The 23,345-nt window shown below is 51.8% G+C and carries 19 protein-coding genes, 1 tRNA gene, 1 riboswitch and 1 other annotated feature; of the genes, 10 read left to right on the top strand and 10 right to left on the bottom strand.

What is annotated here, in order from left to right; translation table 11 throughout:
* Positions 1-138: 138 nt before the first annotated feature.
* A riboswitch (THF riboswitch) is annotated at positions 139-257 on the top strand.
* Positions 258-307: 50 nt separating this feature from the next.
* Positions 308-835 carry a folate family ECF transporter S component gene (locus B2Y11_RS07980; protein ID WP_291057928.1) on the top strand — a complete coding sequence of 176 codons (528 nt, stop codon included), beginning with the start codon at positions 308-310 and terminating at the stop codon, positions 833-835.
* Positions 836-924: 89 nt separating this feature from the next.
* Here the strand turns inward: B2Y11_RS07980 and B2Y11_RS07975 are convergent.
* The 4 genes from B2Y11_RS07975 to B2Y11_RS07960 form a co-directional block, all read right to left on the bottom strand.
* Positions 925-1,000 (bottom strand) — tRNA-Ala (locus B2Y11_RS07975).
* A 164-nt stretch (positions 1,001-1,164) separates the two neighbouring features.
* On the bottom strand, positions 1,165-2,670 hold the full coding sequence (locus tag B2Y11_RS07970; RefSeq protein ID WP_291057927.1) for an IMP dehydrogenase: 1,506 nt from the start codon (positions 2,668-2,670) through the stop codon (positions 1,165-1,167).
* A gap of 339 nt (positions 2,671-3,009) precedes the next feature.
* On the bottom strand, positions 3,010-3,570 hold the full coding sequence (locus tag B2Y11_RS07965) for a TetR/AcrR family transcriptional regulator (protein WP_288264819.1): 561 nt from the start codon (positions 3,568-3,570) through the stop codon (positions 3,010-3,012).
* 301 nt (positions 3,571-3,871) lie between these two features.
* Positions 3,872-4,705: a MetQ/NlpA family ABC transporter substrate-binding protein gene (locus B2Y11_RS07960; RefSeq protein ID WP_291057926.1), complete on the bottom strand. Its 834-nt coding sequence runs from the start codon at positions 4,703-4,705 to the stop codon at positions 3,872-3,874.
* Positions 4,706-4,749: 44 nt separating this feature from the next.
* Positions 4,750-4,994 (bottom strand) — a binding site (T-box leader).
* A gap of 272 nt (positions 4,995-5,266) precedes the next feature.
* Between B2Y11_RS07960 and B2Y11_RS07955 the strand changes: the two genes are divergently transcribed.
* The 4 genes from B2Y11_RS07955 (at position 5,267) to B2Y11_RS07940 (ending at position 8,559) form a co-directional block, all read left to right on the top strand.
* Positions 5,267-5,755 carry a MarR family winged helix-turn-helix transcriptional regulator gene (locus B2Y11_RS07955; RefSeq protein ID WP_291057925.1) on the top strand — a complete coding sequence of 163 codons (489 nt, stop codon included), beginning with the start codon at positions 5,267-5,269 and terminating at the stop codon, positions 5,753-5,755.
* A gap of 103 nt (positions 5,756-5,858) precedes the next feature.
* A complete protein-coding gene (locus tag B2Y11_RS07950) occupies positions 5,859-6,971 on the top strand; it encodes an HlyD family secretion protein (protein ID WP_291057924.1) in 1,113 nt (370 codons plus the stop codon).
* Positions 6,952-8,073 (top strand): ABC transporter permease, encoded by a 1,122-nt coding sequence (locus tag B2Y11_RS07945; RefSeq protein ID WP_291057923.1) that lies wholly within the window; start codon positions 6,952-6,954, stop codon positions 8,071-8,073. The genes B2Y11_RS07950 and B2Y11_RS07945 overlap by 20 nt, the downstream gene beginning before the upstream one ends.
* Before the next feature lie 57 nt (positions 8,074-8,130).
* The gene (locus B2Y11_RS07940) at positions 8,131-8,559 is read left to right on the top strand and encodes a universal stress protein (RefSeq protein ID WP_291057922.1); all 429 of its coding nucleotides are present in this window, start codon (positions 8,131-8,133) and stop codon (positions 8,557-8,559) included.
* Positions 8,560-8,640: 81 nt separating this feature from the next.
* Here B2Y11_RS07940 and B2Y11_RS07935 read toward each other — a convergent pair whose 3' ends face one another.
* The 5 genes from B2Y11_RS07935 to B2Y11_RS07915 all read right to left on the bottom strand — a co-directional run bounded on the left by B2Y11_RS07935 (position 8,641) and on the right by B2Y11_RS07915 (position 14,387).
* Positions 8,641-9,816: an acetylornithine/succinylornithine family transaminase gene (locus B2Y11_RS07935; RefSeq protein ID WP_291057921.1), complete on the bottom strand. Its 1,176-nt coding sequence runs from the start codon at positions 9,814-9,816 to the stop codon at positions 8,641-8,643.
* A gap of 64 nt (positions 9,817-9,880) precedes the next feature.
* Entirely contained in the window at positions 9,881-10,735 is an 855-nt protein-coding gene (argB, locus tag B2Y11_RS07930) for an acetylglutamate kinase (RefSeq protein WP_288264826.1), read from the bottom strand.
* A 412-nt stretch (positions 10,736-11,147) separates the two neighbouring features.
* Positions 11,148-12,116 (bottom strand): N-acetyl-gamma-glutamyl-phosphate reductase, encoded by a 969-nt coding sequence (gene argC / locus B2Y11_RS07925; RefSeq protein ID WP_291057920.1) that lies wholly within the window; start codon positions 12,114-12,116, stop codon positions 11,148-11,150.
* A gap of 14 nt (positions 12,117-12,130) precedes the next feature.
* Positions 12,131-13,144 (bottom strand): ornithine carbamoyltransferase, encoded by a 1,014-nt coding sequence (argF, locus tag B2Y11_RS07920; protein WP_291057972.1) that lies wholly within the window; start codon positions 13,142-13,144, stop codon positions 12,131-12,133.
* A 64-nt stretch (positions 13,145-13,208) separates the two neighbouring features.
* The gene (locus B2Y11_RS07915) at positions 13,209-14,387 is read right to left on the bottom strand and encodes a M20 metallopeptidase family protein (RefSeq protein ID WP_291057919.1); all 1,179 of its coding nucleotides are present in this window, start codon (positions 14,385-14,387) and stop codon (positions 13,209-13,211) included.
* 557 nt (positions 14,388-14,944) lie between these two features.
* On the opposite strand from B2Y11_RS07915, the gene B2Y11_RS07910 reads away from it, so the two are divergent.
* From B2Y11_RS07910 to B2Y11_RS07900, 3 genes are all read left to right on the top strand, one after another.
* Positions 14,945-16,462, top strand: coding sequence for a DEAD/DEAH box helicase (locus B2Y11_RS07910; RefSeq protein ID WP_291057918.1), 1,518 nt, complete (start codon positions 14,945-14,947; stop codon positions 16,460-16,462).
* A 182-nt stretch (positions 16,463-16,644) separates the two neighbouring features.
* Positions 16,645-16,929 (top strand): glutaredoxin family protein, encoded by a 285-nt coding sequence (locus B2Y11_RS07905; protein ID WP_291057917.1) that lies wholly within the window; start codon positions 16,645-16,647, stop codon positions 16,927-16,929.
* A 63-nt stretch (positions 16,930-16,992) separates the two neighbouring features.
* Positions 16,993-17,712: a class I SAM-dependent methyltransferase gene (locus tag B2Y11_RS07900; RefSeq protein WP_291057916.1), complete on the top strand. Its 720-nt coding sequence runs from the start codon at positions 16,993-16,995 to the stop codon at positions 17,710-17,712.
* 224 nt (positions 17,713-17,936) lie between these two features.
* Here the strand turns inward: B2Y11_RS07900 and nadE are convergent, their stop codons facing one another.
* Entirely contained in the window at positions 17,937-19,823 is a 1,887-nt protein-coding gene (nadE, locus tag B2Y11_RS07895) for an NAD(+) synthase (protein ID WP_291057915.1), read from the bottom strand.
* 196 nt (positions 19,824-20,019) lie between these two features.
* Between nadE and B2Y11_RS07890 the strand changes: the two genes are divergently transcribed.
* Both B2Y11_RS07890 and typA read left to right on the top strand, forming a co-directional pair.
* A complete protein-coding gene (locus B2Y11_RS07890; RefSeq protein ID WP_291057914.1) occupies positions 20,020-21,120 on the top strand; it encodes an MBL fold metallo-hydrolase in 1,101 nt (366 codons plus the stop codon).
* A gap of 257 nt (positions 21,121-21,377) precedes the next feature.
* A complete protein-coding gene (typA, locus tag B2Y11_RS07885; protein ID WP_291057913.1) occupies positions 21,378-23,198 on the top strand; it encodes a translational GTPase TypA in 1,821 nt (606 codons plus the stop codon).
* Positions 23,199-23,345 lie beyond the last annotated feature (147 nt).

Here is a 23,345-nt window from a genome sequence, read left to right as displayed (position 1 = left end):
GCATTGCATAAAAATTCAAGAATAAAAGCAAACAATGATTTAATCAGCGCTTCCCTTGATGGTGGTTTATTTCTTTTGCGGCTCTGTTATTGCATTTTTTGACTGGGGTGCTATACTGAACCATATTTATATATTATAAGCAGAGTAAGTATGGACGCGCTGGGAAAGAATCATTTTCCTCCAGTGCCGGATGGACGGGGAGTTGTCATCCGGACGAAAAGCAGAAGCTTGCGGTGTCCTTACTGCATCCCGCTGCTGCATGGAGACCCCTTTCCATGCAGCCTTGCATGAAGGAGGTCTTTTTATAATGCAGAAAAATAAGGAAAAAGAAATAGTGATGCTGGGGATTCTTACCGGACTGGCAGTGATGATGTCCTATATCTTTGCGGTGCAGACACCCTTTGTAAGAATCACCTTCGGCTTCCTGCCTATTGCCATGGCCGGGGCAATTTATGGCCCCTGGAAGGGCGGTCTGGTGGCGGCCCTCTCCGATTTCATCGGCACCGCCTGCCTGGGCACAAGCATTTTCTTTCCGGGATTTCTGCTGTCCGGTTTCCTGACCGGGTGGATTTACGGGAAGTTCTTTTATGGACATCGCCTCACCCTTTCCTATGTGTGCATTCCCTTCTTTCTGGTCATGGTTTTTATCCATCTGGGCCTCAATACCCTATGGCTGGTGCTTTACTATGACAAGGCAGCAAGTGCCATTTTTTTAAGCCGCCTCATCAAAAACATCATCTGCTATCCCCTGGAAGTGGGGCTTTTCATGTTCCTTTACCAGAAAGTGTATGGCAGGATATTCTTTCTGATGGTGGGAAAAAGAGAAGCAGCATGAGCCTTGGAAAAGCACTGCTTTATTCATGGAACCTGCTTTTAGAAATGCCGTTTTTCCATAAAAAAAACGCCCCGTAGGGCGGAATGGTATGGTGGAGACGAAGAGGATTGAACTCTCGACCTTACGGATGCGAACCGCACGCTCTCCCAGCTGAGCTACGTCCCCATATATGTATATTTTACAAAGGGCTCTTATGAATTGCAAGGTAAGAGCTGCTTTAATCAGAGCGTTCCAAGGGGCAGCTCTTTTCCTCCCCGCTGCCTTGATGCAAAAAAGGAAGCACTTCGCAAAGTGCTTCCTTTTTGATTTCATAGGTATAGCGATTATAATTAACGGTCGCTGCCGTCTTTTTCTTTTCTGATAACGTCGTGGGCGCCGCCTTCTACGATGGAGGTAGCGGAAACCAGGGTGAGCTTTGCTTTCTGCTGGAGTTCCGGAATGGTGATGGCACCGCAGTTGCACATGGTGGCTTTAAACTTGGCACAGGTTTTTTCCACGTTTTCTTTCAGTGGGCCTGCATAGGGAACGTAGGAGTCAACCCCTTCCTCGAAGGCCAGTTTCTTGGAACCGTCCAGATCGTAGCGGCCCCAGTTTCTTGCACGGTTGGAACCTTCGCCCCAGTATTCCTTCACCACCGTACCGCCGACGGTTCTCTTCTGTGTGGGGGATTCGTCGAAGCGGGCGAAGTACCTGCCCAGCATGACGAAGTCAGCGCCCATGGCCAGGGCCAGGGTGATGTGGTGGTCATAAACGATGCCGCCGTCGGAGCATACCGGTACGTAAATGCCGGTTTCCTTGTAGTATTCATCTCTGGCCTGGCATACTTCGATGAGGGCGGTTGCCTGGCCGCGGCCGATACCCTTTGTTTCACGGGTAATGCAGATGGAGCCGCCGCCGATGCCTACTTTGACGAAGTCAGCGCCTGCTTTGGCCAGGAAGAGGAAGCCGTCACGGTCGACTACGTTGCCTGCACCTACTCTGACCTTGCCGTTGTATTTTTCATGGATCCAGTTCAGGGTAATCTTCTGCCATTCGGAGAAGCCTTCGGAGGAGTCGATGCAGAGAACGTCAGCGCCTGCTTCCACCAGCTTCGGCACTCTTTCTTCATAGTCACGGGAATTGATGCCGGCGCCTACGATGAAGCGCTTCTGGGCATCTAGCATTTCGTTGGGGTTTTCCTGGTGGGAATCATAGTCCTTGCGGAAAACGAAGCCGTAGAGCTTGCCGTCTTCGAAAAGGACGGGCAGGGAGTTAATCTTGTTGTCCCAGATGATGTCATTGGCTTCGGAAAGGGTGATGCCGTACTTGGCGGTAATCAGCTTTTCAAGGGGAGTCATGAAGTTCTTAACTTTTTCCGATTTGTCCATACGGCTGACACGGTAGTCACGGCTGGAAACGATGCCTACCAGCTTGCCGCCAGAGGTGCCGTCATCGGTAATGGCTACGGTGGAGTGGCCGGTCTTTGCCTTCAGGGCAAGAACGTCGGCCAGTGTATTTTCAGGAGAGAGATTGGAGTCGCTGGGAACGAAGCCTGCTTTCTGTGCTTTGACTCTGGCAACCATGGCTGCTTCCTCTTCCGGAGTCTGGGAACCGTAGATGAAAGAAACGCCGCCGTTTCTTGCCAGTTCTACCGCCAGTCTTTCACCGGATACGGCCTGCATGATTGCAGAAACCATGGGGATGTTTAATGTAATAGCCGGTTTTTCACCTTTTTTGAATTTCACCAGCGGTGTTTTCAAAGATACGTTTGCAGGAATGCAGTTGGTATCGGAATATCCCGGAATCAGGAGATATTCATTAAAGGTATGTGCCGGTTCATTAATGTAGGTTGCCATCATTTCCTCCTTGAATAAAAAAATTCCATAACAGGGTATTAAGGATAAATATACATCTTTCCCTGCAAAGGGTCAAGTATTTTTTTCGCCATTTGGCCCTGCTATATTTTTATCATTATAGCTTAAATCGGCAGGGGTGAAAAGGGGGAAGATGGATAGGGGGATAGTGAGACAGTGGGACAGCGGGACAGTGGGGCTGTCGGCTGCCGGCTTCCGGCTATCCACAACCCTCGGCGCCGACCGGCGCTGTCAAACTTCAGAACCTTCCCCTCTGAGCCCTCTGAACCCCGCTTTTTGGATTGCCAATCAAAAAACGCCGCAGGCTGCGGCGTTTCATGATTACAGTATGGGCTCGATGACGGCGCGGAAGTAGGCGTCCAGTTCTTCCGGCGTTTCCTTCATATCCCTTCTGACCCACCACTGCACCATTTCCACGAAGCTTCCGGAAATATGGTTCAGCAGGAATTCTTCCGGCACCGGCGAGGAGGCGGTTCTGTCCTTTAAAAGGTAGGAGGCAATGAGCCGGATCAGGCTGGCTTTAAAGAAGCGGAGGAAGATGTCGCTGCTTTCAGAGGTGAGGAGATCCCGCAAATGGTTGGTGTTGGCGGCAATATGCTGCAGCAGATGGCAGAATACGGGATCCGGCACGCCGGGGGCGGTATGGGTATCGCTGGGCATATTGTCATGCATGACGCCTTCGATAATGTGGTCGAAAAGTTCTCCGCACATTTCCTTGAGAAGGCTGTCCTTGGCCTGGAAATGGGCATAGAAGGTGCTTCTCCCGATGTTGGCCCGGTCGATAATATCCTGGATGGTGATTTTAGAGTAGGGCTTTTCTGATAAGAGGGCGCTGAAGGCGCTGAAAATAGCCGCTCTTGTTTTCTGCTGGCGACGGTCCATAAACGTTCTCCTTGTCTGGCTTTCGGAAATCAGGAATCATGGCCTGCCTTCCTGATTTATAGTACTATTTGTTCGCTATCAATACTAGTGTAATATAGGAATGGCTGCAATGCAAGCTGGGGAAAGGTAGAAAAAGGAATTTTAACTTTAGTTTACACTTCCTTTATAATTTCATCATCAGAGGCGATGATTCTTTTTATAATTCCATCAAAAAAGATGAGAAAGTAATTTTACTTTCTCATCTTTTAAATGAAGGGTTCCATGGCAGGTCAGCCCTGCTTCAGGATTTCCCTGGAGAAACTTAGAATGTGGCCTTAATGGAGCCGTTGTATTTCTTGTTGATGAAATCCTTGGCTTCCTGGCTGTTCAGCGCTTTCATGAGCTTCTGCAGTTCCGGACGGTTTTCATCGCCTGCGCGGACAGCTACGATATTGGCATAGGGGGAGTCAGAGCTTTCGGTGTAGATGGAGCTCTTGGGGTCCAGTTTGGCTTCCAGGGCGAAGTTCATGTTAATGACAGCAATGTCTGCATCTTCCAGGGAACGGGGCAGCTGTGGCGCTTCCAGCTCGGAGAACTGGAGGTTCTTCGGGTTTTCAGCAATGTCCTGGGGCGTTGCGGTAATGGGGGCACCGTCGCGGAGCTTAATGAGACCGGCGGACTGGAGTACCAGAAGGGCACGGCCGCCATTGGTGGGATCATTGGGGATTGCTACATGGGCACCGTCAGGGAGATTTTTGATGTCTTTGATTTTGTTGGAATATACGCCCATGGGTTCCAGATGGACGGTGCCGATGGAAACCAGGTTCAGGCCCCGGGATTTGCAGAATTCGTCCAGATAGGGTTTATGCTGGAAATAGTTGGCATCCAAACTCTTGTCGTTCAGAGCCAGGTTCGGCTGTACATAATCGGTGAATTCCACGATTTCCACGTTGACCCCTTCCTTGGCCAGCTGGTCTTTTACGGAATTCAGGATTTCTCCATGGGGAACGGGGGAAACGCCGACTTTAATGGTAACGGCTTTGTCCGGAGCGGCAGATTTGGCAGGGGCAGCGGCTTTCTCTCCTCCGCAGCCTGCTAAAAATCCGACAGCTGCCAGTGCGGCAATGGATGCGATCAGGGTCTTCTTGTAGTTCATAATACTCCTCCTATGATGAAATCAATAAAAAAAACCTTCCTCCCGAAAGGGACGAAGGATTCTATTCGTGGTACCACCCAGATTCACTTTTCCGTCGCCGGAAAAGCCTTATGAAGTACGCCGGCTCTGCCTTGATACTTCTTTTCTGTAACGGGAATTCCCGGTCTGCCTGATGATTCAGCAGAGAGGCTCAGAGGCCATGTTCGGCAGGTTATCCAAGGCCCCTTCCCACCTGTGGGGGCTCTCTTTGCTCTTCCTTCCCGCGTACTCTTCTCTTCATTGCCTTTATGAAGTTGAAAATACTATATCACTCTTTCCCTTTTTTCGTCAAGAGGATTTTTGACAGGCTTTGACAATTTTCCTGGAGTGGTTTATTATTTATTTAGTCAGCTTACTAACTAAAAACGCCGCTCATGAATGGAGCCTGTTCTTTTAAGGATTGTCTGGACTGCCGGGGCAGGAAATTTTAAAACCGCCTGGTGCATCCCTGCTCCGCCCTTTTCCTGCCATGGCAGGAAAAGACACATCATGATATCGGCCTTTCCTGATACGGGAGGATTTATGTATCGAAATTTTGTATTTCCATCACGGGAGGAACTGGCGGCCCATGCCCGGGAGATGCCGGAAATCCATCCTGACGATGTGATCGCCATGCTTATGGTGATGAAGGCGGCGGAGGAAATCAAAGGGAAAACCGATGGTATCCTGGAGCGGAGGTACCACATGTCCCAGGGAAAGCTCTGCGTCATGATTATCCTTCACCAGCACAGAGAAGGGCTGGCACCGTCGAAGCTGGCCGTTATGGCAGGAGTGACGAAGGCCACCATTTCCGTCATGCTGGCCCGCATGGAGCGGGACGGGTTGGTGAAAAAATCGGTGAATGCAGACGATGGAAGAGCCCGGCTGGTATATCTCACCGACAAGGGCCGGGAGGAAATGGACAGCATCCTGCCGGACCATTATGTACGGATTTCCCGTCTCATCGGTAAGCTGGATGAAGGGGAAAAGAAGGAGTTGGTGCGGCTTCTCCATAAAATCGTGGATGAATAATGAAAATCACTCTGATTTTCCGGTCATTTTCCGATAGAAAGTGACCGGTATTTTCAGCCTTATATAATCAGTCGGCTAACTAAACAGGTTTGGAGGTAAGGACATGAATATGCATAGTAAACCGGTGAAAATTGGATTGTTTTTTCTGGGGCTCATAGCGGTGTGCGGCCTGGTGCTCCTCTTCAAAGGAAATGATGCCGTAGCCATGGCCAAGGAAAAGCGGGATGGCATTGTGACTGCCGAGCAGATCAAGGTGTCCTTCGATTCTGTCAGCGGCCGCCTGCTGAAGGAAAACGTGAAGGAAGGGGACCGGGTGAAGAAGGGGGATGTGCTCATGGTGATGGACCCAACGGATACGGACCTGGATATTAAAAAACTCCGTTCCCAGATTGCTCAGCTGGATGCACAGATCAGCTCCATGGCAGGAAGCATTGATGTGGCTTACCAGAAAGCGGATACCGACGAAGTGGAAACCCATCACCAGATCGATCAGCAGAAGGCGGTGCTGGCATCGTCACAGGCAGTGTATGAAAACAAGCTGTCTGATTACAACAGGAAACGGCAGCTGGTGGAGGCCGGCGCCATTTCCCAGCTGGAAATGGATAATATAACTGCCAGTCTCCGCACTGCCGAGGCAGATGTGCGGGCTCAGCAGGAACTTCTCCATAAACTTCTGGGCGGCGCAGAGGACCGGGACAATACAGAAGACATTGCTCTTCCCACCATTGCCCAGGAAAGGCAGAGTGCTGACAATAAAGCCAATGACCTGGAATCTCTGAGACAGCAGAAAAAGCAGCTGGAGGTGGCTCTGGAACAGAAGGAAGTCAATAAGAAAAGACTGATCCTTCGGGCCCCGGAAGACGGGAAAATCCTGAAGGTGATTGCTAAGGAAGGAGAAATGGTTTCAGCTAATACGCCGGTGATTCTTCTGGAAAGCAGCCGCTATTACTATGACATTTATGTGAATGAGGTAGAAAAGGGACAGATGAAGGAAGGAGACCGGCTCACAGGTCATACGGTGTCCGGAAACAGGGAAGTGCCCGGCACGGTGCGTCTCATAGCCAAAGCGCCGGGGTTTGCGGATTTTAAAATGTCCAGGGAAAAGAGCTCGGCTGATCTGACAGCCTTCCAGATTCGTACCTACATCGACCCCGTACCCGGTGTGATTCCGGAAATGACAGTGGAGGTGAACCGTCATGAGTTCACTGGCCGATGAAATCCATTTCCTCTTTTCCGGCAGGGGCATGCCCTATGAAAAGGTGTCCCTCCTGGTGGCCATCGTGATTACTGTCTTCTTTACGGCGGCCATGGGCTACAACTATACCAGGGATGTCAATGTGGTGGTGGTGGACCTGGACCATTCCAGGACGAGCCAGGAAGTAGTGGAAATGATTCACTCTTCTCCCCACATGAAGGTGGGCCATGTGCTGTACACTCCGGCGGACCCGAAGGATTTCTTCTATGAAGACAAGGCCTATGCGGTGGTGTGTCTGCCTAAGGACCTGGAACGGGACCTGTATTCCGGCACCTCGGTGAATATAGGCCTTTTCTGCGACTACACCAATATCGCCCTGACCGCCGATATCCAGGCTGCCATGAATGAAATCGCCGCGGAGCTGAATGGAATGAACAGCGGCTCTACCGAAAGCGGCGGTCTGGTGGTGAGTACCCGTTACCTTTTCAACCCCACAGGCAGTACCAGCAATTCGGAAACCGAAGGATTCCTCTTCTTTTTCTCCAGTATGTTCTTTACCTTTGCCACCATCGGCATGGTGCCAAGGCTGAAGCTGGAGCACAAATGGGAGGCCCTTCTGGAGAAGGGATCTCCCTTTGACCTTATGGTGCGGATTCTTCCCTACATGGGCTGCCTGATTACAGCCCTCATGGTGGGCATGGCCATTCTCCGCGTCTGGGGCAATATGGTTATATCCGGCAGCTTTCTTCTTTTCATGGCGCTCCAGATTTTCTACATCTGGGGCGTAGGCATGATGAGTATTCTTTTCGGCTGGACCGCCGCCAACCCCGGCGTGGCGTCGAGCCGCATGATTCTTTTCATCCCCGGCGGTTTCATCCTGGGCGGACAGACGGCGCCCCTGGTTTTCATTCCCTACTGGGCCCAGGTGCTGTCCCATTTCTTTCCCCTGACCTGGGAGTTCCATTTCGTCAGGGATATCCTCATGCGGGGCGCCGGTTTTGGCGATATAATGCAGGAAATCGGGGCGTTCTTCCTCTATCTTCTGGCCATTGCGGTGGTTTTCTGCCTCCGCTTTGAAAAGGCCCGGAAAGACTGCGTAAAGGAAGGGCTGATTCATTCGTAACGCTTTGCTTCGAGAGGGCATTCTTTTAACAGCAGAAACTGCAGAACAGGAGGCAATATGGAAATCAAAAAGATCCTGGTTCCTCTGGACGGCTCACCGGAATCAGAGAAAGCCTTCACCTTCGGACTGGACCTGGCGGAAAAGTATGATGCCCGCCTGGTGCTGGCCCATGTGGTGGACATGAATGAAAAAATGACGGCCCTGGATCAGGTGACCATGATCGGTTATGTGTCTTCGGAAATACTGGATGAAGGGTACCGGCTCCTTTCTCGGTCTGCCCGCAAGGTGCCGCCCCATATCCGTCTTGATACCATGGTCCGTATCGGCGCTCCGCCGCAGACACTCCTTTCCATGGCAGAAGATACAGGAGCGGATCTGATCGTCATGGGAAGCCGGGGCCTTGGCGCTGTGCGGAGCATCGTCATGGGCAGCGTGAGCCAGTATATCCTTCACCATGCCAGGGCCATGGTGACCATAGTGAAATAGAAAAAGGGCAGTGAAGAAAAGATTCGCATTTCTTCACTGCCCTTTTGGATTTTTCTGAAAAATCAGCCCGGCTTGGGAATTTTAGGTGATGGATTCTGCAAGTACGTCCTTCATGAGGGAGACTGCTTTTTTCAGGTCCGCCCAGGGAATGTTCAAAGCCGGCAGAAGACGGATTTTTTCCTTGGCCGTAAGCACCACCACCCCTTTAGCCAGGAGCCGGGGTACGATTTCCTTTACATCCTTCTCGGGCTCTATGCCCCACATGAGGCCCATGCCGGCCACCGATTTCACGCCTTTGGCACCGGTGAATTCATCTTTGATGTACTGCCCTTTGGCGGTTACTTCCTTTAATAGAGCATCATCGATTCTTTCCATAATGGAAAGGGCACCGGCGCAGGCAATGGGGTTGCCGCCGAAGGTGGAACCGTGGGTGCCGGGGGTGTATACATTTTCTGTCTTTTCATTGAACATGGTAACACCCAGGGGAAGACCGCCGCCGATACCTTTGGCGGTGGACACGATATCCGGCTCCACGTCATAGTTCATATAGCCGTACAGTTTTCCTGTGCGGCCGTTGCCGGTCTGCACTTCATCCACGATGAGAAGGATATCATGGTCTTTGGCATATTTCCCGATGCCTTCGAAAAATTCTTTGGACAGCGGGTGGACGCCGCCTTCACCTTGGATGGGTTCCACCATAACGGCGCAGACCTGGGGATGTTCTTCGCAGAGTTTGATGAAAGAGGGCAGGTCATTGGCCGGAGTATAGAGGAAGCCCGGTGTGAAGGGGAAGAAATCCTTGTGGAAAATATCCTGCCCTGTGGCGGCAAGGGTGGTAATGGTGCGGCCGTGGAACCCATTGATAAGGGTAATGATTTCATTTCTTTCTTTTCCATACTTGTCAATGGAGTACTTCCGGGCTCCCTTGATAGCGCATTCATTGGCTTCGGCACCGGAGTTGGAAAAGAAAACCTTCTTCATGCCGGTCTTTTGACAGAGCATTTCCGCCAGGCCGGCCATGGGCTTCGTGTAGAAAAGATTGGAAACGTGGTTCAGCACATGAAGCTGGCTGGTTACGGCATCCATCCATTTCTCGTCGGCCACACCGAAAATATCAACGCCGATACCGCTTCCCATGTCGATATAATCTTTTCCCTCTTCATCTATGAGGTGGGATCCTTTGCCTTTGACAAAGCATACGGGATATCTGGAATAGGTATGGGCTATATAGGCAGCATCTTTTTCTTCTGTATTCATAGTGAATCTCCTTTATGAGTGGGCTGGTGACCTTTTGAACCCGGGGGGCGGGGAATCGGTCCTTTTATTTCGTAAACATGGTTCCCAGTCCTTCATCGGTCAAGAGTTCGATGAGGATGGCATGGGGGATTTCTCCATTTATGATGAAAACTTTCTTTACCCCTTCTTTGACGGCGTTGGTGCAGCAGTCTACTTTGGGAATCATGCCGCCGGCAATGATTCCGCTCTTTTTCAGCTCTTCTGCGTCAGCAAGGGACATCTGGCTGATCAGGGAGTTTTCATCGTCCTTGTCCCTGAGCACGCCGTTAATATTGCTCATGACTACCATGGATTCGGCGTGAAGAGCGGCGGCAATTTTGGCTGCCGCCGTATCGGCATTGATGTTGTAGGGGTTTCCGTCGTCGTCAATGCCGATGGAGGAAATGACGGGGATGAAGCCGCCATCCAAAAGGTCATCCAGGATTTTCGTATTGATTTCATCAATTTCGCCTACATGACCCAGTTTTTCATTTTTCTGGTGTACCTTGATGAGGCCGCCGTCGATGCCGCAGAGGCCTACGGCCCTGCCGCCCAGGGCGGACAGATCAGCCGCCAGGCTTTTGTTGACCTTGCCGGCCAGGACCATCTGCACCACTTCCATGGTGTCATCGTCGGTGACGCGGAGGCCGTTTTCGAAATGGGACTCGATGGACAGTTTCTTCAGCATGGCGCTGATTTCAGGTCCTCCGCCGTGAACGAGGATAACCTTGACGCCTACCAGCTGGAGAAGAAGAATGTCCTGCATCACTGATTTCTTCAGCTGGGGATCGGTCATGGCGTTTCCGCCATACTTGGCTACCACATATTTTCCTGTATATTCTTTAATGTAAGGGACGGCCTGGGTCAGGATTTCCGCCCGTACTGCATTGGATGTATTCATGGTGGACTCCTTTATTTAGTGGGCTGGTGAGCTAGTGAGCTAGTGGGCTAGTGGGCTGGCGGGCTGGCGGATTGTTTCTCGTGCGTCAATGGGGTAAGTGAATATCAGACTTCCCGCTGACAGGCAGTTACGGACTCATTGGTCACTATCGGCAACCGGGATTCTTCGCTGCCGCTCAGTATTCTGACAGGCAGAGGCGGGAAGGGGAATGGGTAGCGCTCCTCTTTCCGCCCCTTGAGCGAAGCGTATGCAACCTTTTTGCATAACCTGCGGCGCCAGCCGCGCCCCTTTTTTCAATATGCGCCCATAGGGCGCCACCACAACCTTCGGCCCGAAGGGCCGTCAAACCTAAGAACCCTCCGGCCATTAGGCCGGTCAATCTTAAGAACCCTGTGAAAGCGGCTCGCCGCTTTCAGATCACCAGTCCCGTTTCTTCCGGCATACCCAGCATGAGGTTCATGCATTCGATGGCGGCGCCGGATGCGCCTTTGCCCAGGTTGTCGAAGGTGGAAATGACAAGGACCCGGTCATCGTTGCCGGCGATATGGATGGTGAGGCTGTCTTTTCCTGCGTTTTCATTGGCAGAGAGGAAGAGGCCGTTTGTCTCTTCCAAAGACAGGGGGGAGAGGTGAATGAGCTTGGAATTTTCATAATGCTTTTTGAAAATCATATGAAAATCATCGGTGTCGATATCACCGGGCAGTCCGCAGGGCAGCTGGAGGAAGTGGGTGTGGAAGCCGATGGTGACTTCCATGCCTTCGAAGAAGTCGTCCACCACCGGGGAAAAGAGGGGCGCTTCACAGAGGTGGCACACTTTCATGATTTCCGGAAGGTGCTTATGGTTCTGGGAAAGGCCGTACTGCCGGGGCGCTTTGAACTCGGCTCCTTCTTCTTCGTCGTACTGGGCAATCATTTTCTTTCCGCCGCCGCTGTAGCCGGTGAGGGAGAAGCAGTGGAGGGGATAGTTGATAGGAAGGATGCCTGCATGGATCAGGGGGTAGAGGATGGAAATAACGCCGCTGGCATGGCAGCCGGGGACGGCTACTTTCTGCGCTTTGGAAATGGCTTCTTTCTGGTCTTTGGAAAGTTCCGGGAATCCGTATACCCAGTCGTCGTCGGTACGGTGGGCAGTGGAGGTGTCAAGGATGCGGATAGGGATATCCTTCACAGCCTCTACCACCTCTTTCGAGGCAGCGTCGGGAAGGCAGAGGAACATGAGATCTGCTTCTTTTGCGAAGGCTTGAATGGTGGGGATATCTTTTCTTTTATCTTCCGGCAGATGGAGGAGTTCTATATCTTTTCTTTCGGACAGCCGGTCCTGAAGACGGAGGCCCGTGGTTCCCGATTCACCTACAATGAATACTTTCGGCAGTGTTTTCATAATAGTTCCTCCTTTCAGTCCATGGGATATTCGCCGAAGGTGGCTATCATGACTGCTTTAATGGTGGGAAGCCGGTTGGCTGCTTCCTGGAAAGCCAGGGAGAAGGGGGCTTCGAATACATCATCGGTCACTTCGATGCCATTCAGGCCGAAACGTTCATAAATGTCTTTTCCCACCTTTGTTTCTGTGTTGTGGAAGGAAGGCAGGCAGTGGCAGAAAACGGTATCCGGATTTCCTGTATTTTTTATCATGTCCATGGTAATGCGGTAAGGCATGAAGAGCTTGATTCTTTCGCCCCACAGGTCGTAGGGGTCTCCCATGGTTACCCATACGCCGGTGTAAATGACATCCAGTCCCTTCACTCCTTCCACCGGATCATCGGTGAAAGTAAAGGAAGCTCCTGTTTTCTCGGCTATCTTCTTGCACTTGGCGGTGAAATCATCTTCCGGGAAATACCGGGCAGGGCCGATGATTCTGAAATCCATACCGGCAAGGGCGGCGCCGGCCATGAGGGCGTGGGCCATATTGGACTGGCCGTGGCCTACATAGGCATAGGACAGCTGGTTTAAGGGCTTTTTGAAATGTTCCTTCAGGGTAAGGGAATTGGCCAGGGTCTGGGTGGGGTGGTCGTAGTCCGTAAGGCCGTTCCAGACGGGGACGCCGGCCTTGGCGGCAAGTTCTTCCACCGCACTCTGTTCATAGCCCCGAAATTCGATGGCGTCGAACATGCTTCCCAGGACCCTTGCGGTGTCGGCGATGGATTCCTTCTTGCCGATCTGGGTGCCTGTGGGGCCCAGGTAGGTGGTGTAGGCGCCCTGGTCGTGGGCAGCTACTTCAAAAGCACACCGGGTACGGGTGGAATCCTTTTCAAAAATGAGGGCAAAATTTTTGCCATTTAAAGTTTTGATTTCTTTTCCGGCGGCCTTGTCCTGTTTCAGCTTTTCCGCCAGATCCAGATAGTAGTCGAATTCTTCCGGTGTGTAGTCCAGCATGGAGAGAAAGGGATGGTTCAGTAAGCTTTTCATGATATACCTCGTTGTATGGTTTTAACTTTTTGGGAATCTTGGCTATATGGATTTTAGAACCATGTCCTCATCGGGAGAGTGCCTCCAGGGCAGCAGCGGCTTCCAGGGTGATACCAAGAGGAAGGATGGATTCGTTAATGGCAAAGGATGCATTGTGCAGGGCCGGCGTATTTCCGTCGCCGGTGCCCAGCCAGAAGAAGGCGCCGGGGAATTTTTCCAAGTAGGAGGAGAAGTCTTCGGCGCACATGGATGGGAATTCCGGCTGCATGATATGTTCTTCTCCCAGGTAGGCCTTGCCCACTTTTTTCAGGAAATCAATCTTTTCCGGTGTATTGATGGTGGCGCTGTGGCCTCTGACATAGTTCAGCTCCGAATGGGTGTGGAACATGACATCCAGACCTTTCAGGATTTCCCCCAGCCTTGCTTCCATCTTGTCCCGAAGCTCCGGACGGTAGGTGCGGCAGGTGCCTTCCAGGTAAGCGTCCTCTACGCCTACGTTGTAACGGGTGCCCGCATTCATGAGGCCGATGGTGCACACCACATTGTCCATGGGGTTCATTTCCCTGGAAATCAGGGACTGTACATCAATGATGAAATGAGCTGCCGCCACCAGGGCGTCGGTGCCGTTGTGAGGCTGGGCGGCGTGGGTGGATTTTCCCTTGATATGTACATAGAAACGGTCGGAAGCAGCCATGAGGGCGCCGGGCTTCAGGCCGATTTTGCCGGTGGGAAGTTCCGGCCATACATGGAGGCCGTAGATTTCAGACACATCATCCAGCTTGCCGGAGGCCGCAATGTGGCGTCCGCCGCCGATGGCCGCTTCTTCCTCCGCCGGCTGGAAAACGATTTTCACTGTGCCGTGAAGCTTGTCCTTCATTTCATTCAGCACGGCGGCGGCGCCCAGAAGAATGGACATGTGGCCGTCGTGGCCGCAGGCATGCATGACGCCTTCATTCTTGGAAGCAAAAGGAAGGCCTGTAAGCTCTGTCACCGGAAGGGCATCCATGTCGGCCCGGAGGGCCACCGTCTTCCCCGGATGGCTGCCTTTGATAATGCCCAATACGGCATTCTGGAAAAATCCTGTTTCATAGGGGATGCCCAGATTTTTGAAGACCTCCTGGATATAGGCTGAAGTTTTGACTTCCTTTCCGGAGAGTTCCGGATATTCATGGAAATGTCGTCTCCAGGTCACCACCTGTGGCAGAATGTGTGTGACTATTTCTTTAACTTCATTTTCGTACATCATTGAGACGACCTCTTTTCCTGATTGTGATTTCTGCTTTATTTATGAATGAATTTTTATGCATATCATATATAGTGAGAATTGCCGAATTCCTACTGAATTTGTGATACATTGGAAATATGCAAAAGCAGTTGTGAATTGGATTGCAATAATAATACAACTTTCTGAATATATATGCAAGAGGGAAACGCAATTTTTTTTGAAATTTTTCGGTGGGCCGGCAATCTGACGGTCGGTTTCCCGGGAACCATTTTCAGAGGGCATTCGGCAAAGCCATTATTCCCCACTCTTCTTACTCTCCATGGATATCTGTGAGCGTAAAAATATTTCTTAAGTATTTCGACAAAGTGTGATATAATAACAATAATATGCAGGCAGCCAGCGAGAACGGACAATCATAGATCTGAATCATGGGAGAGACGCATGGGGCGTTCTCTTTTTTAATTCCCCGGCAGAAGACCGGGAAGATGCACAGCGGTGCATGAGGATATTTTCAAAGGCCTGCTTTTACTAAATTGGGCAAACAGCCCGCGGACCCATGAACGCACACAGGAGGAAACATGTACGACACTTTTAAAGAATTGGGAATTGCGCCGGAAATACTGAAGGCAGTGGAGGATATGGGATTCGAGGAACCAAGTCCCATCCAGAAGGCAGCCATTCCTATTGCCCTCACCGGAAAGGATCTGATCGGCCAGGCCCAGACCGGCACCGGCAAAACTGCAGCTTTTGGCATTCCCATCCTGGAAAGGATTGACACATCCAGGCCGGGACCGCAGGCCGTAGTCCTTTCCCCTACCAGGGAACTGGCCATCCAGTCTGCGGAAGAAATCAACCATCTGGCCCAGTACCTGCCTGTCCACGCCCTTCCCATCTACGGCGGACAGGACATTGAAAGACAGTTCAAGGCTCTTCGGAAACATCCCAATGTGATCGTAGCCACCCCGGGCCGCCTCATGGACCACATGAAGAGAGGCACCATCGACCTGTCCCATGTACAGATTCTTGTACTGGACGAAGGGGATGAAATGGTGGATATGGGATTCATCGACGATATCCGCACCATCCTTGCCGGTATTCCGGAAGAAAGACAGACCATGTTCTTCTCCGCCACCATGCCGGAACCGATCCGCCAGCTGGCAGAGACCTTCCTGAAGGAACCGGAACTGGTAAAAATCAAGGCAGCCACTGTAACCATCGACCTCATCGAACAGGAATACATCGAACTGCCGGACCGCCAGAAATTTGACGCCCTCTGCCGCCTGCTGGACATGCAGGATCCGGAGCTGGCCATCGTCTTCGTCCGCACCAAGAGAAGATGCGATGAAGTGACGGAAGCCCTGAAAAAGAGAGGCTACATGGCAGAAGGCCTTCACGGCGACCTCTCCCAGCAGAAGAGAGACACCGTGGTGCGCCAGTTCAAGGAAGGCACCATCGATATTCTGGTGGCCACCGACGTGGCAGCCCGGGGCCTTGATATTTCCGGCGTTACCCACGTATACAACTTCGACATGCCCCAGGATCCGGAAATCTACGTACACCGCGTAGGACGTACCGGCCGCGCCGGCAAGACCGGCCTGGCAGTGACCTTCGTCATTTCCAGGGAAATGGGACAGCTCAGGGATATTGAAAGAGTCATCCGCCGCCGTATCAAGAGACGGTCTGTTCCTACCCTTTCCGAAGTCATCGAAGGAAACCAGAAAGCAGCCATTGAAAGCCTTTCCGACACCGCCCAGGGCGGCGGCCTGGAGGAATACAGGGAAAGCGCGGAAGACCTGCTGAACGACGTGGACTCCGTATCCCTGGTGGCTGCTGCCATCAAGCTCCTTACCAAGCAGCCCGATGTGACTCCGGTAAACATTACGGAAGAAATGCCAAACTTCCGCAGACGCAGAGGCGGCCCCCGCCGCCACTTCGACGGCGACAGACCCAGAAGAAGAAGGAACGGTGAAGGCGGACGCCGCTTCGAAGGCAGAAAACCGCGCCGTTTCGATAACCGGCAGGACAAACCGTCCCGTTCCAATGGCGGAAAAAATATTCACGAATCCAATTTCAAACCCTACTTCAGGGAAGACTGACAGAAAAAGCAGGAGGGGAGAACCTTTCCTGCTTTTTGAATGGCTGGGGGGCTGTCGGCTTACTGCCCTCCTTTGAACCTTCTGCACCCGGGCCCCTTTGCGGCCCCAATAAAAGCACTTGTGAAAAGTGAGTCCATAGTGTATTCTATATCTATAGAAATAAATATAAAGGAGGTTATCCTATGAAGAAAGTCATTATGATTAAAATTCCCGGCTGCCCCTACTGCGCCAATGCACGGAAAGCTATTTCCCTTCTTAAGGGAGAGGAGCGGTACAGGGACGTAGAGGTAGAAGAAATCGACGAGACCACCCAGCCTGAGCTGGCAGCGCCCTATGGAAAGGATTACTACTATGTACCCAGCCTTTTCATTGAGGGGAAGAAGTACTTTGAAGCCAAACCGGGGATGGACTACGACACCATTGAAAAAGCGGTGAAGGACGTATTTGAGGAAGCTCTGAAGGCTTGATTTATAAAAAAGGCCGTTTCGCAAAGGAAACGGCCTTTTCGTTGTGACAGGAAAGGAAATGGGATGGACAATTTCGAGGAGAAGAACAGAGGCTATTGGAATGAGCGGAGCCGTGGCTACAGCAGTCTCAGGAGAAAGGAACTGTCCGGGCCGGACAGCAGGGCCTGGGAAACGTTCCTGATGGAAAGGCTTCCGAAGGGAAGACCTCTCCATGTGCTGGATGCAGGCACAGGGCCTGCTTTCCTTGCCATTATTCTGGCAAAGGCAGGGTGCAGGGTGACGGCCCTTGATTTCTCCGCCTCCATGCTGGAAGAGGGGGCGGCCAATGAGGAAAGGGCAGGGGCTTCCATTTCCTTTGTGCAGGGCGATGTGATGGAACTGCCCTTTCCGGAAAACAGCTTTGACGCCATTGTGACCCGCAATGTGACCTGGAACCTGCCGGACGTGCCCAGGGCCTATGCGTCCTGGCAGGGGGCTTTGAAAAAAGGGGGCGTCCTTCTCAACATGGACTCCAACTACGGTCCCCTGGATTTCACTGCCGCCGCGAAACTCACAAGAAACGCTCACCATGGCGTGGCGGAAAGTCTTATCGAAACCTGCCAGGAACTGAAGGACTCCATCCGTATCAGCACCCACAACCGGCCGGCCTGGGATGTGGAACGGCTGCAGCTGATGGGCTTTTCTTCCGTCACATGGGAAGAGGATATACGCCCTCTTGTGCACCTGTCCAAAGAATGGGACTACGACCCGCTGCCTCTTTTCTGCATCAGGGCGGTGAAATAGAAGGGGGACGGTAGAAGACAGAAAGCAGAGGGCTGATGATTTCATCTGCGGACCTGCTTTTCCTTTATTTCACTGCATACGTATGGAGGAATCAGGAGCTTTGACATGGGAAAAGGGCTGTGAAGAAATGGTCATCATTTCTTCACAGCCCCTTTGGGGATATGACGAAAATGTATCAAACTCCGGCGAAGCCGACGCCGCAGCCCTCAGGTACAGAGCGCCGGTCAAACTTCAGAACCTTTTACGACCTCCACCATGCTTCTCTTCATTTTCAGATACCGGTTCGTATAGTAGGGGCTTACCTGGGATTCCCGAAGATCGTAGCCGTAGGGACGCCGGCTGATGGCGATGAGGGGCGGTGCCTGGATTCGTTTGGCTACGGCAAATCCGGCAAAAAGGTTCCACCAGCGCTCCAGGTCCTGAATGAAAGCGGCGTGGGTGGGAAAGAGGTCTTTGGCCTTTACGGAGCAGCCCAGATGCTCTTCCAGAGAACCTTCTCTGTACCAGGTAAGGATGTCCTCCGGCGTATTTCTCTGCCAGGGCTCTACAAAGCTTTTCAGCAAATAGTCATGGTATTCGTAAATGAGGGGATCCCCCAGGCCTTTGGTGACATCCTGGTTTTCCGACAGTTCGGCACTGGGTTTTACGGTGAAAATTCCTTCGGGAATGACTTCCTGCCCATACCATTCATTCAGGGCCCTGCCCAGTTCATAGATCTGGTATTTCCACAAATCCGCCGTAGCTGCCAGGGCGCCGGCCAGGTCGCCGTAGAGGGTGCCATAGCCTACGGTCATTTCCGTTTTATTGGCGTTGCAGGTGAAGATACCGCCGAAGGCGGCGGAGAGTGCGGAAAGAATGCGGCTGCTCCGGTCCCGGGCCTGCATGTTTTCTTTCATGAATCCGGTGAGATGGATTTTTCCTTTTCCCACAGGAAGTCCTTCCAGGGCCCGGGCCGTTTCATCGATGAAGGAACCGATGGGAATGGTCAGATAGGGGGATTCCAGATGATCTGAAAGTTTTCTGGCCAGGTCCTTTGTCATTTCCGAATTGAAACGGGTAGGCGTATTCACCAGAAGGAGATGATCCTTGGGCAGTACTGAACGGTAGAGGGCGGCGTTTACGGCAGAGTCGATGCCGCCGGATACGCCAATCACCACCTTGTCCACGTGGATAGCAGAAAGGAATTTTCTGACTCCGTAACGGAGGGCAGGAAGAAGCATGCTGCCCTGGAAGGGAGCCATGGGTTTTTCAGACATGAGATTTTCGGAGTCCCTGTGGAAAAGGAAGAGGCAGTGGGGCTCTTCATAGGGGCGGGCTTCAGCGATGAGGGTCCCTTCTTTATCATAGGCAGCGGTCATGCCGTCGAAGGTATAGCAGGTTTTTCCGTTATTCTGCAGGCCCCGCTGATTGACATAAATCATGGGGATGCGGAGTTTGGAAAGGGCGGCGCCCAGCATGCGGTGCCGCTTTTCATTTTTCCCCAGAGTAAAGGGGGAGGCCGACAGGTTGAGGAAAAGGGAAATATCCTTCTTTGCCAGAATGGCCATGGGAGAAAGGCTGTAGTTTTCATCCCAGCTGTCTTCGCAGAGAAGAACACCGGTGCGAATGGTTTCGCTGCCGGCAGGAAGGAGGAAGGGCGTCAGCGCCTCTTCTAAGGAAAGGCCTTCTTCCAGGGCCTCCTGACGAAGGGAGGTAAAGTAACGGCGGTCGTCGAAGCAGCGGTAATTGGGAAGAAGGCTTTTAATAACAAAAGGATGCCTGCCCTTTTCCGGTATGAGGAAATGACCGTTGGCGGCGGCAAAGGCGGCGTTGTATTTCCGTGGCCTGCCGTCGTCATTCGTCTTTTCCCAGTCTATGGCACAGCTGCCCCAGAGGATGGTGATGTCCCGGGAGGCGGCCGCTATTTTTTCATTATAGGCTTCGCATTCCCGGAGAAAAGCGTTTTGCTCCCACATGTCGCCGATGAGGTAACCGGTGAGGCACATTTCCGGCAGCACCAGCATATGGGCCCCTTTCTCCCTGGCCCTTTGGATTTCTTTTTCTATCTGCTTCCAGTTTTCCCGGATGTTTCCGGGAATCACATCAATCTGGGCGGTGGCAATTTTTATCATGACAAAGCCTCTTTTCCATGAAATCTTGTTCTTTTCTCCATTGTACAGGCAGGAAGCAGGCCTGTAAATCTTTTATTTCTTCAATTATAGATTGACTTGCATCGAGCTTTAACAGGTATAATAAAATATATGGCTCGATTATATGGCTCCATGGATGTACTGATTCCATTATCGTTTCCCTATGAAAGGAGAACCTATGCTTTCTTTGATCAAAATTTCAGCCCTGGGGGCAGCCTGCCTCCTGCTGGCGGGCTTCTGGTTTATCAACCGGGACGAAATGGATCCTTTGATGACGCCGGCAAGGAAGGCGCGCATCGAAGCGTCACCTCATTACAGGGATGGTGAATTCCATCCGGAGGTGCCCCATGAAAAAGTGACAGCGGACATATCCTTTTGGAAGTCCTTCTTTTTCCCCGTCGCCGGCGTGAATATTCCCCAGGATCCCATGGTTCATGAGAAAAAAGACCTGAAATCCATTCCCCCATGGGACGATGTGGTGGTGTGGCTGGGGCATTCCTTCTTCTATATGCAGCTGGGCGGAAAGAAAATACTTATTGACCCTGTATCTTCCCTGTACGCTTCGCCTTTTCCATTCATTGACAGGGCCTTTGACGGGAGCAATGTGTACGGTCCGGAGGACATTCCCGATGATTTGGATGTCATGGTGCTGTCCCATGATCACTGGGATCACTTGGACTATGATTTCGTGAAGAAAATAGAACCGAAAGTACATCATGTGGTGACGGGCCTTGGAAATGGAGGCTATTACGAAAAATGGGGCTATCCCCTTTCCAAAATCCATGAAGCCGACTGGAATGAAGAGGTAAAGCTGGATGGTCTTTCTGTCTGGGTACTTCCTACCCGCCATTTTTCCGGGCGGCTGCTTAAAAGGAACCAGACCCTCCCCGTTTCCTTTGCCTTCATTACGCCGAATCGGAAGGTGTACTACAGCGGCGACGGCGGTTATGACGGAAGATTCAGGGACATGGGAAAGCAGTTTGGCGGCTTTGACCTGGCCTTGATGGAAGACGGCCAGTATAATCAAAATTGGCACTCTGTCCACATGCTGCCGGAGGAAAGTGCAAAGGCAGCGGAGGAAATTGGGGCCCAGGCGGTTATCCCCTGCCACAATGGTAAATACGCCCTCTCCACCCACACCTGGCAGGAACCTTATGAAAGAATGAAACTGGCGGCGGAAGGTAAATCCTTCCGCCTTCTGACCCCGGAAATCGGGGAAGCAGTCTATATAGGCGATGATACCCAGCAATTCAGGGAATGGTGGAACATGATGAAGTGACAATTTCATAAAGAATGAAAACCTTCACCCTAACAGCAGGGATTGCGCTTCGCGCCAGGGAGCTGTGGATAAAGGGCAGAGATTTTTCCACAGCCCTTTGGCAGCCTTTCTTCCGGAAGGAAGATAAAAAATCTTCTCAAACAGGAAAAACCATGGTATAATGAATTGTATTTTCTGGATATGAAAAGATTTGCATCTTTGTGGTATAATGACAGAGATACATTGATTTTATAGTACCCGAGGGGGAAAAAGAAAGAATGAAAAGAGAAGATATCCGCAACATTGCCATTATCGCCCATGTCGACCATGGCAAGACGACCCTTGTCGATGCCATGCTGAAACAGAGTCATGTTTTCAGGGACAACCAGAAAGTGGCAGAACGTGTCATGGACTCCAACCCGCTGGAAAGGGAAAGAGGCATTACCATTCTGGCAAAGAACACTTCCGTCATGCACAATGGTGTTAAAATCAACATCGTTGATACCCCAGGGCATGCTGACTTCGGCGGCGAAGTGGAACGTATCCTGAACATGGTAGACGGCGTGCTCCTTCTGGTAGACGCCCATGAAGGCCCTATGCCCCAGACCAAGTACGTTCTCAGAAAGGCACTGGAACATAAGCTGAAACCGATCGTTGTCATCAATAAGATCGACCGCCCGGACCAGCGTATTTCTGACGTGGAAGGCGAAATTCTGGACCTCTTCATCGAACTGGAAGCAGATGATGACCAGCTGGATTTCCCGCTGATTTACTGCTCTGCCAGAAACGGCATTGCTAAGCTCCATATGAATGATGAAGGCAAGGACCTGGGACCCCTCTTTGATGCCATTCTTAAATACTGCCCCTGCCCGGACGTGGATCCCGACGGCGGCCTGCAGGTTATGGTGACCACCCTGGAAGCCGATGATTACCTGGGCAAGGTAGCCATCGGCCGCCTGACCCGGGGCACTGCCAAACAGGGCATGCCCGTAGCCATCACCAACGGCGAAAAAATTCGCAGTGACCATATCGGCTCCCTCTTCACCTGGCAGGGAATGAAGCGTACCCCCGTACAGGAAGCCAAAGCCGGTGACATTATCGCCATGGCAGGCTTCAAGGACATCAATATCGGTGAAACCGTAGCCGATGCCAATAACCCCGAAGCCCTTCCCTCCATCCACATCGACGAACCGACCCTGTCCATGGTATTCCATGTCAACAAGAGCCCCTTCGCCGGCAAGGAAGGGGATTTTGTGACCTCCCGTCACATCCGTGCCCGTCTCTACAAGGAAATCGAAACCAATGTGGCTCTTCGCGTAGAAGACACCGATACATCCGATGCTTTCAAAGTGTCCGGCCGTGGCGAACTCCATCTCTCCGTACTCATTGAAACCATGCGCCGTGAAGGATTTGAACTGGAAGTTTCCAAACCCCAGGTTATTTACAAAGTCATCAATGGCAAGAAGTGCGAACCATTGGAAAGACTGACCATCGAAGTGCCGCAGGAATTCATGGGCGCTGTTATGGAAGGCCTTGGCCCCAGAAGAGCGGAAATGATTTCCATGGAAGAACTGGCCGGCTACATGAAGATGGAATTCTCCATCCCTGCCCGCGGCCTCATCGGCTTCAGAAATGAACTGCTCACCACCACCAGAGGCACCGGCATTATGTACCATGTATTCCAGGGCTATGCACCCTACAAGGGCGATATTCCTGAAAGAACCAGAGGTTCCCTGGTTGCTTTTGAAGCAGGTGTTACCACTGCCTACGGCCTGAACTCCATTCTGGACAGAGGCGAACTCTTCCTGGAACCGGGGGTTGAAGTATACGAAGGCATGATTGTGGGCGAAAACTCCAGAGACCAGGATATGGACGTGAACCCCTGCAAGAAGAAGCACCTCACCAATACCCGTGCTTCCGGCTCCGATGAAGCCATCAAGCTGCCGCCATGCCGCAAGTTCACCTTGGAATCGGCACTGGAATGGATCAACGACGATGAACTGGTGGAAGTAACGCCCCAGAGCATCCGCATGAGAAAGATGGTTCTTTCCCGCCAGGCCCGCTATAAGAACGCAAATGTAAAGAAGAGCCAGCAGTAATAGGCCTGATACTATGAAATAAAAAAGAACGGTTACCCTCAGGGGGCCGTTCTTTTTTTACTGCCATATTTTCTTCTGATAATTGAGAGAGAAATCTCCTGCCGAAGCGGGGCTTGTACCATAGAGGAGTGAGATTTCTCGGCTCCG

Origin of the sequence: Dialister sp. UBA1703 (assembly GCA_002320515.1) — a bacterium.
In the GTDB taxonomy this organism is placed as follows: Bacteria; Bacillota; Negativicutes; order Veillonellales; family Dialisteraceae; genus Dialister.
Note: the sequence above shows the minus strand (reverse complement) of the source record. Positions and strands in the feature narration are given on the sequence as shown.

Coding starts and splice junctions, on each gene's coding strand:
- B2Y11_RS07940 (WP_291057922.1), top strand. CDS start 8,131: ATGGAAATCAAAAAGATCCTGGTTCCTCTGGACGGCTCACCGGAATCA.
- B2Y11_RS07955 (WP_291057925.1), top strand. CDS start 5,267: ATGTATCGAAATTTTGTATTTCCATCACGGGAGGAACTGGCGGCCCAT.
- B2Y11_RS07935 (WP_291057921.1), bottom strand. CDS start 9,816: ATGAATACAGAAGAAAAAGATGCTGCCTATATAGCCCATACCTATTCC.
- B2Y11_RS07910 (WP_291057918.1), top strand. CDS start 14,945: ATGTACGACACTTTTAAAGAATTGGGAATTGCGCCGGAAATACTGAAG.
- B2Y11_RS07950 (WP_291057924.1), top strand. CDS start 5,859: ATGAATATGCATAGTAAACCGGTGAAAATTGGATTGTTTTTTCTGGGG.
- B2Y11_RS07900 (WP_291057916.1), top strand. CDS start 16,993: ATGGACAATTTCGAGGAGAAGAACAGAGGCTATTGGAATGAGCGGAGC.
- nadE (WP_291057915.1), bottom strand. CDS start 19,823: ATGATAAAAATTGCCACCGCCCAGATTGATGTGATTCCCGGAAACATC.
- B2Y11_RS07965 (WP_288264819.1), bottom strand. CDS start 3,570: ATGGACCGTCGCCAGCAGAAAACAAGAGCGGCTATTTTCAGCGCCTTC.
- B2Y11_RS07980 (WP_291057928.1), top strand. CDS start 308: ATGCAGAAAAATAAGGAAAAAGAAATAGTGATGCTGGGGATTCTTACC.
- B2Y11_RS07915 (WP_291057919.1), bottom strand. CDS start 14,387: ATGATGTACGAAAATGAAGTTAAAGAAATAGTCACACACATTCTGCCA.
- argB (WP_288264826.1), bottom strand. CDS start 10,735: ATGAATACATCCAATGCAGTACGGGCGGAAATCCTGACCCAGGCCGTC.
- argC (WP_291057920.1), bottom strand. CDS start 12,116: ATGAAAACACTGCCGAAAGTATTCATTGTAGGTGAATCGGGAACCACG.
- B2Y11_RS07970 (WP_291057927.1), bottom strand. CDS start 2,670: ATGGCAACCTACATTAATGAACCGGCACATACCTTTAATGAATATCTC.
- B2Y11_RS07890 (WP_291057914.1), top strand. CDS start 20,020: ATGCTTTCTTTGATCAAAATTTCAGCCCTGGGGGCAGCCTGCCTCCTG.
- B2Y11_RS07960 (WP_291057926.1), bottom strand. CDS start 4,705: ATGAACTACAAGAAGACCCTGATCGCATCCATTGCCGCACTGGCAGCT.
- typA (WP_291057913.1), top strand. CDS start 21,378: ATGAAAAGAGAAGATATCCGCAACATTGCCATTATCGCCCATGTCGAC.
- B2Y11_RS07905 (WP_291057917.1), top strand. CDS start 16,645: ATGAAGAAAGTCATTATGATTAAAATTCCCGGCTGCCCCTACTGCGCC.
- B2Y11_RS07945 (WP_291057923.1), top strand. CDS start 6,952: ATGAGTTCACTGGCCGATGAAATCCATTTCCTCTTTTCCGGCAGGGGC.